The organism is Kitasatospora sp. NPDC057500, assembly GCF_042802195.1.
GTDB lineage: Bacteria > Actinomycetota > Actinomycetes > Streptomycetales > Streptomycetaceae > Kitasatospora.
In genome coordinates this window covers 20,384-31,554 of the sequence record NZ_JBHVER010000013.1, presented here as the reverse complement: position 1 = coordinate 31,554, position 11,171 = coordinate 20,384, and the positions used below count along the sequence as shown (strand labels likewise).

Here is an 11,171-nt window from a genome sequence, read left to right as displayed (position 1 = left end):
GCCTGCCCGCCCCCGCACGAGAGACGGATCCGCCCATGCTCCGCCAGCACCCGCCGCTGACCTACCCCTTCGAGCCGAACGGCCTCGAACTCGACCCCCGTTACGCCGAGTTGCGCGAGCAGCCGCTGGTCAGGATCCGGATGCCGTACGGCGACGGCGCCTGGCTGGTCACCCGCTACGAGGACGTCCGGACGGTGCTCGGCGACCCGCGGTTCAGCCTGGCCGCCGCGATGGGCGAGGACCAGCCGCGGATGCGTCCGGTGGCCCGCACCGGCGCCGGCCTGTTCTCCACCGAGCCGCCCGAGCACACCCGGCTGCGCTCGCTGGTGGCCAAGGAGTTCAGCGCCCGCCGGGTCGAGCGGCTGCGCGCGCGGGCCGGGGAGCTGGCCGACGAGCTGCTCGACGCCATCCTCGCCAAGGGGCAACCCGCCGAGCTGGTCGAGGACTTCGCGATCCCGATGCCGACCACCATCATCTGCGAGGTGCTCGGCATCCCGGCCGAGGACCACCGGATGCTCTGGCGCTGGGCGGAGACGGTGCTCTCCGCCGTCACCCCCGGTGAGGTGCTGGCCGTCGACGGGCAGGCGTTCATCGACTACATGGCCGGGGTGCTGGAGCTGCGCGGCCGCGAGCCCGGCCCGGACCTGCTCACCACGCTGGTCCGGGCCTGCCGGGAGCAGCGGCTGATCAGCGAGGAGGAACTGCTCTCCATCGCCTGCGACCTGCTGATCGCCGGGTTCGTCTCCACCACCAACCAGATCGGCAACTTCTTCCACCAACTCCTGGTGAACCCGGGGGAGCCGGCGCGGCTGCGGGAGCGTCCCGAGCTGATCCCCAAGGCCGTCGAGGAGCTGATGCGCTACGTGCCGCTGCTCACCGGCTTCAGCCTGCCGCGGTACGCCACCGCGGACGTCGAGCTGGGCGGGGTGGTGATCCGGGCCGGCGAGGCGGTGATGATCGCCACCGCCGCCGCCAACCGGGACCCGGAGGTGTTCGAGGAGCCGGAGCGGCTGGTGCTGGACCGGCCGGCCAACCCGCACATCGGCTTCGGCCACGGCGTGCACTACTGCATCGGCGCGCACCTCGCCCGGCTGGAGCTCCAGGTGGCGATCGAGCGGGTGCTGACCCGGCTGCCGGGGCTGCGGCTGGCCGTCCCCGAGCGTGAACTGCGCTGGAAGGAGGACGCCATGGTGAACGGCCTCCAGGCGCTCCCGATCACCTGGTGAGCAGCCGCAGCCGCAGCCCCGCTCCCGCCGCACCGCACCGCACGACACCACGGCAAGGCACGCGAAGCACGACACCACGGCACACCGCACCACGGCAACGGCTAGGCAAGGACGACGAGGAAGGCCAGGAATGGCACGGCAGACAGACACCGCGCGCCGGCGGGAGTCGATGATCATCGTCGGCGGCGGGCTCGGCGGCCTGTCCACCGGGTGCTACGCCCGGATGAACGGCTACCGCACCAGGATCTTCGAGATGCACGAGATCCCCGGCGGCTCCTGCACCGGCTGGGACCGCAGCGACTTCACCTTCGACTGGTGCATCAGCTGGCTGCTCGGCAACGGCCCGGGCAACGAGATGTACCAGATCTGGCTCGAACTGGGCGCGCTCCAGGGCAAGGAGATGCGGCACTTCGACGTGTTCAACATCGTCCGGAGCCGGGACGGCCGGGCGGTCTACTTCTACTCCGACCCGGACCGGCTGGAGGCGCACCTGCTCGGCCTCTCGCCGGCCGACGCGGCGCCGATCCGGGAGTTCTGCGCGGGCATCCGGACCTTCCGCAAGGCGCTCGCGGCCTACCCCTTCCTCAAGCCGGTCGGGCTGATGGGCCGGCTGGAGCGCTGGCGGATGCTGGCCTCCTTCACGCCGTACTTCAACACCATCCGCAAGTCGATCGCGGTGCTGATGACGGACTTCTCGCAGCGCTTCCGCGACCCGCTGCTGCGCGAGGCGTTCAACTTCATCCTCTACGAGAAGCACCCGGCCTTCCCGGTGCTGCCGTTCTACTTCCAGCTCGCCTCGCACGCCAACCACGCCGCCGGGGTGCCGGAGGGCGGTTCGCTGGCGCTGGCCCGGTCGATCGAGGAGCGCTACCGCGGGCTCGGCGGCGAGATCACCTACAACGCCAAGGTCGAGGAGATCCTGGTCGAGCGGGACCGCGCGGTGGGCGTGCGGCTCAGCGACGGCCGCGAGTACCGGGCCGACATCGTGGTGTCCGCCGCCGACGGCCACACCACGGTGATGAAGCTGCTCAAGGGCCAGTACCTCAACGACACCTACCGCCGGCTCTACACCTCGCTGATCGACGAGCCCGGCCAGCTGTCGCCCGGCTACGTGGCGCTCTTCCTGGGCCTGCGCAAGCCCTTCCCGGCGGGCGACCCGTGCACCACCCACCTGCTCGACGAGCAGACCGCGGCGCAGTTGACCGGCATCCGCTGCCCGTCGATGAACGTCCAGTTCCGCACCCGGCACTACCCGGAGCTGGCGCCGGCCGACTCCACCGTGGTGTTCGCGACGTACTTCTCCGACATCGCCCCCTGGCGGGCGCTGCACGAGGGTCCCGAGCAGTCCTCCCGGATCCGGCGCGGGGAGGAGCTGCACACCCTGCCGGTCAAGCACGGCCGGGAGTACATGGCGGCCAAGCGGCGGGTCCGCAACGGCATCGTCGGCTTCCTGGACGAGCGCTTCCCCGGCTTCAAGGACGCGGTGGCCGTCGCCGACGTGTCCACCCCGCTCACCCAGGTCCGCTACACCGGCGTCTACGACGGCACCTTCCCCGGCTGGAACCCCTTCGTGGAGGGGGCCGAGACGGTGGAGGAGGAGATCAAGAAGAGCGGTCCGGTGCTGCCCGGGCTGTCGAACTTCTACCTCTCCGGGGTCTGGGCGACCATCGGCGGGCTGATCAGGGCGGCGGCCGCCGGGCGGCACGTCATGCAGTTCGTCTGCCGGGACGACGGGCTGGAGTTCACCGCCGAGATCGACCGCAGCGCGCCGCCGCCGACGCACCTGGTCATCCCGGTGGGACGGCCCGCCGAGCCGGCCCGGCGGACGGTGCCGGCGGGCGTCGGAAAGGCGGCACGGACCGAGGACAGCGAGAACGTGGAGACGGGAGCCCTGGCATGAGGATCGAGAAGTGGGTGGTCCGGGAGCACCTGGACGGTGTGCCCGACGTCAACCGGATCTACGAGAAGGTCGTGGAGGACGTCGAGATCGACCTGCGGCCGGACGAGATGCTGTTCCGGACCAGGTACGTCTCGGTGGACCCGTACCAGAACGGGCTGGCGCTGGAGACCCCGGTCGGCCACCACATGGGCGCCGACTCGATCATGGAGGTGGTCGAGGCCGGACCGGAGGCGGCGTTCGCGGTCGGCGACCTGGTGCAGGGCTTCGGCGGCTGGCGCACCCATGTCGTCCACAACGGCGCCGAGGAGCTGTGGACCACCGGCATCTTCCCGATGGTCTTCCCGGCCTACCGCCGACTGGACCCGTCCTGGTACGACGAGCGGCTGCCGCTGTCCACCGCGCTCGGCGTCATGGGCGCGCCCGGGATGACCGCCTGGGGCACGCTCACCCGCTTCCTGGAGGTCCGTCCCGGCGACACCGTGGTGATCAGCGGCGCGTCCGGCTCGATCGGCACCCTGGTGGGCCAGTTGGCGAAGCGGGCCGGCGCCGGCCGGGTGGTCGGCACCACCGGTTCGCCGGGCAAGGCCGAGTACCTGCGCGAGCTGGGCTTCGACGAGGTGGTGCTCTACTCGCAGGGCGACGACGCGGAGAAGGCCCGGCAGGCGCTGCTGCTCGCCGCTCCGGACGGCGTCGACCGGTACTTCGACAACCTCGGCGGGACCGTCACGGACGCGGTGTTCACCATGCTGAACGTGGACAGCCGGGTGGCGGTCTGCTGGCAGTGGGCGACCACCGTGAACGGTGAGCTGACCGGGCCGCGGCTGTTGCCGTACATCATGTTCCCGCGCACCACGATCCGCGGGATCTTCACCCAGGAGTGGTTCACCGAGCCGCTGTTGGCGCAGATGCACCGGGAGCTGGGCGGGCTGGTCGCCGGCGGGGAGATCCGCTACCACCAGACCGTGCACAAGGGCTTCGACGCGATCCCGCAGGCCTACCGGAGCCTCTACCTGGACCGGGAGGCCAACCGGGGCAAGGTGCTGGTGGAGGTGTGAGCCGGTGCCGAGCGGGCGGACGGCTCCGTCCGCCCGCCCGGCACCCGGGAACCTCAGTCCTCGTCGAGGCCGTCGAGCCCGCCGGCGTCGGAGCCGTCCGGAGTGCCGGAGAGCGCGTACCCCTGGCGGCGCGCCTCGTAGCAGGCCACCGTGGCGGCGGCGGAGACGTTCAGCGAGCCGACCCGGCCCAGCTGCGGAACGAACACCACCTGGTCGCAGAGGCCGAGCGCCTCCGCCGTCACCCCGCGGTCCTCGTGCCCGAGCACGAAGGCGACCGCCGGGGTCAGCGCGGCGGCGAACATCGGCACCGCCTCGTCCGCGAGCTCCAGGCCGACCACCTTGAAGCCGTCGGCCTTCGCCGCCGCGATCGCCTCGGCGACGGTGGGGAAGTGCTCCACCTTCAGGTACTTGTCGGTGCCCATCGCCGCCTTCTGCGCGCCGGAGGAGCGCACCGACGGGGTGTCACCGGTGAGGTAGAGCTTCTCCGCGCCCATCGCGGCGCCGGTCCGGACGACCGAGCCGACGTTGAACGGCGACTGGAGGTTCTCCAGGATCATCGCGAGCCGGAACTCGTTGCCACGCCGCCACGAGCGGTGCAGCCGCTTCAGTTCGGTCCCGCGGAGCTGCTTCACGACGTCGTCCCTCGTCCACTCTCGGGGCCCTCGCCCGCCGCCGGGCGGGGCCGCGCTTCCAGAATCCGGAACCCGTTGACCGAGGTCAGCCGGGTGGTCGGCCAGCCCTGCTCGTTCAGCCACTTCTGCAGCGAGTCCGAGCCGAGGTGCTTCTGCACCACCAGGAAGGCGGAGCCGTCCGGGGTCAGCCGCCCGAGCCACTGCTCCAGCAGCCGGCGCAGCGCCGCCTTGCCGATCCGGATCGGCGGGTTGGAGTAGATCGCCGCGAACCGCAGGTCGGCGGGGACCTCCTCGGGCAGCGCGGCCTGTACGTTGCCCAGCCCCAGCGATTCGGCGTTGTGCCGGACCAGTTCCAGGGCGCGGCCGTTGACGTCCACCGCCCAGACCGGGAGCCGCTTGCGGCGGCTCGCCCAGGTCAGCGCGATCGGGCCGTAGCCGCAGCCGACGTCCAGGATCGGGCCGCGGACCCGGGGCGGCGGCGCGTGCTCCAGCAGGATCCGGGTGCCGGGGTCCAGCCGGGTGCGGGAGAAGACGCCCGCGTCGGTGGTGAGCTCCAGGGTGAGGTCCGGCAGGGTGACCGTGATCGGACGGCGCTCGCTGGCGACGTCGGGTGCACCGGTGAAGTAGTGCGAGCCGGACATGGTTTCCCCGTCGTTCGTAAGGGCCTCGGGGCCACCGGGAGGTGTGGGTAAGCCCTGCTGGTACGGCTCCGATCGTACCCCGGTGGCCGGGAGGCCCGGTCTGCCCGAGCGGACGGCCCGCGGCGGTCAGTGGGTGCCGGGGGTCTTGCGGGTGGCGACGTTGATCCGGTTCCAGGCGTTGATGGTGTAGCAGAGCGAGATCAGCTGGGCCAGCTCCTGCTCCGGGAACAGCGCGGCGGCCCGCCCGTACACCTCGTCGGACACGCCGCCGCCGATGTGGGTGATCTGCTCGGCCAGCGCGAGGGCGGCGCGGTCGCGCTCGCTGTAGACGCCCTCGGGGGCCTCCCGCCAGGCGGGCAGCAGATAGATCCGCTCGTCGCTCTCGCCGGCCTTGCGGGCGTCCTTGACGTGCATGTCCAGGCAGTAGGCGCAGCCGTTGAGCTGGGAGGAGCGGATCTGCACCAGCTCGACGAGGGCCGGGTCGAGGCCCTCCCGGGCGGCTGCGTCCAGCGCGATCATCGCGCGGAAGGCCTTGGGGGCGGTGCGGGCGTAGTCGAGGCGGGCGGTGTGCTGCGGGGTGTGCGTGTTCGTCGTCATGGCTATGACCCTAGGAAGCGGGTGAACCCCGTACGGGGTGCATTCCCGATCGGTTTCGACGGGTCAATCCGGGTAGGAGGCAACACGCCGACGGGCCGGTGGCGCTTCGCGCCCGGGCGGTGGCCGACGGATACTGCCAGTACGCCACCGGGCAGTCGCCACCGGGTCAGAGGAAGCCTCCGATGAAGTCTCCGATGAAGTCTCCGAGGAACCTTCGAGGAACGAGGACGGACGCCATGCCGCAGAACCACGAGGACTACCTGGACGAGGTCGACGAGGCCGCGGAGCCGGACGAGCAGACGGTGGAGGACGAGTACGACGAGCTGGCCGAGCGGCGCGCGCTCGGAGCGGACCCGGCCACCGATGTCGCGGACGTCGCCGAGCAGAGCCGGATCGTCCAGCTCGACGAGGACGAGTACCGGGAGTAGCCCCGCGCCGGGGAGTGGCCCGCCTCAGAGCGCCCCGCGGCGCTGGAGCCAGCTGAACGCCGCCCAGCCCGGGAGCACCGGCAGCAGGAGGGTGAGCAGCCGGAAGAGCGTGACGGCGGCCAGCGCCCCGCCCTCCTCCATCGAGGAGGTCAGCCCCAGGCCGGCCACCAGCGCGGTGTCCACGATCCCGGCCCCGCCGGGCGTCGGCGCCGCGCTCCCGGCCGTGTTGCCGACCAGGAACACCACGCCGACCGCGGCGAAGCCGGGCTCCGAGCCGACCGCCCGGGCGGAGCAGTACAGGCAGGCGATCAGCGTGATCGACACCAGCAGCTGCCCGGTGAAGCCGACCGCCAGCCGCCACGGGTTGCGCAGCAGCTCCACCAGCCGGGGCAGCACCTCGGCGGTCAGCGGGCGCAGCCGGGTGGCCAGCCAGCGCCGGGCCGGCGGTACGGCGGACACCGCGGCCAGCAGGACGCCCGCCACGGCGAGGCCGCCGACCACGAACGGCAGGGCCTCCAGCTCGGAGCCGCCGGTCTCCACCCCGGTCAGGTAGACGAAGGCGCCGATCTGGAGCAGGTGCAGCACCAGCCCGAGCAGCTGTCCCACGCCGACGCTGGAGAGCGCCTGCGCGGTCGGGATGCCGGCCCGCTGGAGGAAGCGGGTGTTCAGGGCGACGCCGCCGACCCCGCCGGGGGAGACCAGCTTCACGAAGGAGCCGGCGACCTGGGCGAGCACCGCGTTGCGGAAGTCCAGCCGCTCGGGGACGAAGCCGACGAAGCCCATCGCCCCCATGACGTGGCTGACGGCCGCCGCGAGCAGGGCGAGGACCAGCCAGAACGGGTCGGCGTCGGCGACGGCGGCGATCGGGTTGCGCTCGGTGGCGAAGAACTGCGGCACCAGCAGCCAGCCGGCCACCACGCCGCCGCCGACGGCGAGCAGGGTGCGGGGGCGCAGCCGCTCCAGCCGGACCGGGCGGACGGGGGCCTGCGGGCGGCTGCGGAGGACTTCGGCGCGGATCTCCTCCAGCAGGTCGGGTGCGGGTGCTCCGGTCTCCGCGGTTCCCGCGCTCTGCGCGGCCCGTCCGGCCTGCTTGAGGGCGTGCCGGGTGCCGCGGGTCAGCGCGATCGGCTGGAGCAGCGGCAGCGCGGCGGCGACCGCGTCCGGGCCGAGCACCGCCACCGCGGCGCGTACCGACCGTTCGGCCCCGGTGCGCAGCGCGAGCGTGGTGAGCAGCTGGGCGATGTCGCTGCGCAGCACCAGTTCGCCCGCCGCGATGTCGCCGTCCGCGAGGCCCACCAGGTGCACCGCGCCCGCCGCGTCGACCAGCAGCGCGGAGGGCACCAGCGCGCGGTGTGCGATCGCCCGCCGCTGGAGCAGGGCCAGCTGGCTCCAGGCGTCGGCGAGCAGCGCGTCGGTGAGTTCCCCGTCGGCCAGCTCGTCCAGGGTGCGGCCGGGCAGCCGCTGGTAGGCGACCAGCGCGGTGTCCGGACCGAGTTCGGCGGTGGCGGCGATCGGGCGGGTGCGGACCCCGGCGGCGACGGCCGCGTAGGAGACCAGCGCCTCGTGCTCCAGTCCGGTGCGCAGCGAGCGCAGGGCGCGCGGGTGCGGGGCGGTGCGCAGCCGCAGCCGCCGCCAGGCCCGCTGCACCAGGGCGGCGGTGACCGCCTGCCGGTCGAGCAGCTGGACGTCCAGCTCGGGGCGGCCGTCCCGTTGGCGGACCAGGTAGCGGTCCTGGCCGGCGGGGGTGGCGGCGACCGGGCGCAGGCCGGCCTCGCGCAGGCTGTGCAGCAGCTGGGCGGGCCGGGGGCGGGGATCCGGCGTGCCGACGGCCCAGCGGGTGCCGTGGGCGGCCGTCCAGCCGATCAGCACCCCCAGCAGCAGGGCGGTCGGGGTGGCGGCCCCGCCGGCGAGCCCGGCGAGCGCGGAGAGGGCGAGGACGGTCCGCGGGACCCGGCGTTCGCGGGCCGCCGAGGCGGTGAGGAAGGCCAGGACCGGGGCGAGGTGGCCGTAGACCGGTTCGGTGCGGGCCAGCGGGTCGCCGGGCAGCGGCTGGGTGAGTGCGGAGACCAGGGAGAACGGGGCGGGTCCGTCGATCCACAGGTCCAGGGCGATCGAGGCGCCGTAGGCCAGGACGGCGGCCAGCAGGCCGTCGGCGAGCTGCTGGAGGACGTGCCGCCGGTCGGCCGTCGGGCGCAGCAGCCGGCGGGTGGCGGACAGGACGGGCAGGAGCAGCAGTGCGGCGGTGGTGAGGCCGGTGGCGACGCCGCCCAGCGGGTGCGGCACCAGCGCCGCGGCGGCGGCGACGTCCTCGGCGAGGCCGCTGGTGGTGGCGCGGGCGCAGTCGGCGGAGAGCAGGGCCAGGGCGATCACGGTGAGGCCGGCGAGCAGCCGGATCAGCGCCGCGGGCTGCCGGATCCGGCCGGTGGCGGATATGCCGGACGGCGGGGGGTCCCCCGTGTCGCTGGTCGTGCCAACCGTCGTGCTCCCCGTCGCATCCGCCACTGGGGCATGCTCCCACGACCCCTCGGGCGCGTGTCCCGGGGAGCGGGTCGGGCCCGGCGTCACTACTGTGCGTTCCATGAGCGCCTGCGAAGACCTCGCCGCCGCACCCCGGGACATCGCGCCCCGGCCGCCCGTCGACGGCTGCGCCGACTGCCTGGCCCAGGGACGCCGGGACTGGGTGCACCTGCGGCTCTGCCTGGACTGCGGCCACATCGGCTGCTGTGACTTCTCGCCGCAGCGGCACGCCACCGCGCACTTCCACGACAGCTCGCACCCGGTGATCCGGTCGTACGAGCCGGGGGAGGACTGGCGGTGGTGTTTCGTCCACGAGCTCATGGGGTGACTGACCGGGTTGACGTTCCGGCGGCCATGGGTTGAGGTGTAATCCCCGACCAATCGGGACATAACGCCCGTGCGGCCTCCGGCCGGGTCCTGTCCGGCCGGCGGCCACCGAAGGGAGGCCGACGATGACCAAGCGAACAGCGGGAAGCCCGTCCAGGCTCCGCAGCGGTGCCCAGGAGCTGCTGGAGCGCCGGGGCATGGCGACGACGCCGGACACGCTCCTGCCGAGGCTGCGCACCGCGACCCCGCAGCCCGCCGCCGGTGCCGGGACCGCGGGCGGCGCCTCCTTCCGGCACGGCGGGCGGGACGCGGCGACGGCGGTCCCGCACTCCGCGCCCGCGCAGCACGCCGAACTCAAGGGTCACCGGCACCGCGGTGCCGAGAAGCACAGCGCGCACTGATCGCCCCGGCCGCCGTCCTGACCCGTGTTCAGGACGGCGGCCGAGGGTGCGCGGTGGCGTTGTCAGTGCGCTGCGGTACCTTTCCCGGTGATCGACGACAGCAGGTGAGCGGGGGCGCGGACGATGACCGAGCTGATGACCGAGCCGGTGACCGGGCCGGTGACGGAGGAGCCGGTCGAGCTCCAGCTGGAGCGGTACCGGACGGAGCTGACCGGGTACTGCTACCGCATGCTCGGCTCGGTCTTCGAGGCCGAGGACGCGGTGCAGGACACCATGGTCCGCGCCTGGCGCGGGTACCGGGGGTTCGAGGGCCGCGCCGCGCTGCGCTCCTGGCTCTACCGGATCGCCACCAATGTCTGCCTGGACGCGCTGAACGGCCGCAACGCCCGGGCCCGGCCGATGGACCTGGCGGGCCCGTCCACCGTGGCCACCGCGACCGACGCCCAGCTGCCCGAGGTGACCTGGATCGGCCCGACGCCGGACGGCCGGGTGCTGCCCGAGACCGGCGACCCGGCCGAGGTGGCCGCGCAGCGCGAGTCGGTGCGGCTGGCCTTCGTCGCCGCGCTCCAGCGGCTGGCGCCCCGGCAGCGTGCGGTGCTGATCCTGCGCGAAGTACTCGGCTGGCGGGCCAATGAGGTGGCCGAACTGCTCGGCGTGACCGTCGCCTCGGTGAACAGCGCGCTCCAGCGGGCCCGGGCCGCGCTCGCCGCCGAGCCGGCCGCGTCCCGGCCGGCGGCTGGGCTGGACGAGGACCACCGGGCGCTGCTGGCCCGGTACGTCACCGCCTTCGAGGCGTACGACATGGACGGCCTGGCGGCGCTGCTGCACGAGGACGTCACGCTCAACATGCCGCCGTTCGCGCTCTGGCTGACCGGGCACGCGGACATCCGGGAGTGGATGCTGGGGCCCGGCCACGGCTGCCGGGGCTCGCGGCTGGTGCCGGTGGAGGCCAACGGCGGTCCCGCGTTCGGCCAGTACCGGCCGAGCCCGGACGGCGGGCACGAGCCGTGGGCGCTGATCGTGCTGGAGGTGTCAGCGGGCCGGATCACCGGGCTCACCAACTTCCTCGACACCGACGTGCTGTTCCCGCTCTTCGGCCTGCCGCCGCGACTGGAGGCCGGGGAGTAGCCCCACGGCGTCCTCCCCGCTGCCGTCCTCCCCGACGCCGTTCGCCTCGGCGGGGAGGACAGCAGCGGGGAGGACGGCGGCCAGCCCGCTGAACGCGAGCAGTTCGCGCAGCGGGCCGCTCGCGTTGCGCAGCACGAGGCGCACACCGTGCCGGGCGGCGGCGAGCCGCAGCCGGGCCAGGGCGTCGACGACGGCCAGGTCGGGGATGGTGAGCGCGCCCAGGTCGCAGCTCAGCGGGCGGTCGGCGGGTGCTTCCGGTTCGGTCTTCACGGAGGTGAGACCGGTGCGGCGGACAGGGCTCATCGGCCCGGCGGAAAGA

12 protein-coding genes are annotated in these 11,171 nt (G+C 73.6%); 7 read left to right on the top strand and 5 right to left on the bottom strand.

Features of this window, described 5'->3' with window-relative positions:
- The first annotated feature begins 35 nt into the window (after positions 1-35).
- The 3 genes from ACFU74_RS04960 (at position 36) to ACFU74_RS04950 (ending at position 4,181) form a co-directional block, all read left to right on the top strand.
- A complete protein-coding gene (locus tag ACFU74_RS04960; protein WP_380751829.1) occupies positions 36-1,226 on the top strand; it encodes a cytochrome P450 in 1,191 nt (396 codons plus the stop codon).
- A gap of 130 nt (positions 1,227-1,356) precedes the next feature.
- The gene (locus ACFU74_RS04955) at positions 1,357-3,126 is read left to right on the top strand and encodes a phytoene desaturase family protein (RefSeq protein WP_380751826.1); all 1,770 of its coding nucleotides are present in this window, start codon (positions 1,357-1,359) and stop codon (positions 3,124-3,126) included.
- Positions 3,123-4,181, top strand: a complete 1,059-nt coding sequence (locus ACFU74_RS04950; protein WP_380751823.1) for an MDR family NADP-dependent oxidoreductase — start codon at positions 3,123-3,125, stop codon at positions 4,179-4,181. Before ACFU74_RS04955 ends, ACFU74_RS04950 begins: the two co-directional genes overlap by 4 nt.
- A 53-nt stretch (positions 4,182-4,234) precedes the next feature.
- Here ACFU74_RS04950 and ACFU74_RS04945 read toward each other — a convergent pair whose 3' ends face one another.
- The 3 genes from ACFU74_RS04945 to ACFU74_RS04935 all read right to left on the bottom strand — a co-directional run bounded on the left by ACFU74_RS04945 (position 4,235) and on the right by ACFU74_RS04935 (position 6,051).
- Positions 4,235-4,813: a TrmH family RNA methyltransferase gene (locus tag ACFU74_RS04945; protein ID WP_380751820.1), complete on the bottom strand. Its 579-nt coding sequence runs from the start codon at positions 4,811-4,813 to the stop codon at positions 4,235-4,237.
- Positions 4,810-5,454 (bottom strand): class I SAM-dependent methyltransferase, encoded by a 645-nt coding sequence (locus ACFU74_RS04940; protein WP_380751817.1) that lies wholly within the window; start codon positions 5,452-5,454, stop codon positions 4,810-4,812. The genes ACFU74_RS04945 and ACFU74_RS04940 overlap by 4 nt, the downstream gene beginning before the upstream one ends.
- Positions 5,455-5,580: 126 nt before the next feature.
- On the bottom strand, positions 5,581-6,051 hold the full coding sequence (locus ACFU74_RS04935; RefSeq protein ID WP_380751815.1) for a carboxymuconolactone decarboxylase family protein: 471 nt from the start codon (positions 6,049-6,051) through the stop codon (positions 5,581-5,583).
- A 236-nt stretch (positions 6,052-6,287) separates the two neighbouring features.
- Between ACFU74_RS04935 and ACFU74_RS04930 the strand changes: the two genes are divergently transcribed.
- Complete coding sequence (locus ACFU74_RS04930; RefSeq protein ID WP_350541386.1) at positions 6,288-6,479, top strand: hypothetical protein; 192 nt, start codon at positions 6,288-6,290, stop codon at positions 6,477-6,479.
- 24 nt (positions 6,480-6,503) lie between these two features.
- Here ACFU74_RS04930 and ACFU74_RS04925 read toward each other — a convergent pair whose 3' ends face one another.
- Entirely contained in the window at positions 6,504-8,981 is a 2,478-nt protein-coding gene (locus ACFU74_RS04925; protein ID WP_380751812.1) for a lysylphosphatidylglycerol synthase domain-containing protein, read from the bottom strand.
- A 76-nt stretch (positions 8,982-9,057) separates the two neighbouring features.
- Here ACFU74_RS04925 and ACFU74_RS04920 point away from each other — a divergent pair, with 76 nt between their 5' ends.
- The 3 genes from ACFU74_RS04920 (at position 9,058) to ACFU74_RS04910 (ending at position 10,852) form a co-directional block, all read left to right on the top strand.
- On the top strand, positions 9,058-9,324 hold the full coding sequence (locus ACFU74_RS04920) for a UBP-type zinc finger domain-containing protein (protein WP_380751810.1): 267 nt from the start codon (positions 9,058-9,060) through the stop codon (positions 9,322-9,324).
- Between the two features lie 124 nt (positions 9,325-9,448).
- The gene (locus ACFU74_RS04915) at positions 9,449-9,724 is read left to right on the top strand and encodes a hypothetical protein (RefSeq protein WP_380751807.1); all 276 of its coding nucleotides are present in this window, start codon (positions 9,449-9,451) and stop codon (positions 9,722-9,724) included.
- A 123-nt stretch (positions 9,725-9,847) separates the two neighbouring features.
- Positions 9,848-10,852 carry a sigma-70 family RNA polymerase sigma factor gene (locus tag ACFU74_RS04910; protein WP_380751804.1) on the top strand — a complete coding sequence of 335 codons (1,005 nt, stop codon included), beginning with the start codon at positions 9,848-9,850 and terminating at the stop codon, positions 10,850-10,852.
- On the opposite strand, the gene ACFU74_RS04905 is transcribed toward ACFU74_RS04910, so the two are convergent.
- Positions 10,757-11,155 carry an STAS domain-containing protein gene (locus ACFU74_RS04905; RefSeq protein WP_380751801.1) on the bottom strand — a complete coding sequence of 133 codons (399 nt, stop codon included), beginning with the start codon at positions 11,153-11,155 and terminating at the stop codon, positions 10,757-10,759. The two genes, ACFU74_RS04910 and ACFU74_RS04905, sit on opposite strands and share 96 nt — an antisense overlap.
- Positions 11,156-11,171 lie beyond the last annotated feature (16 nt).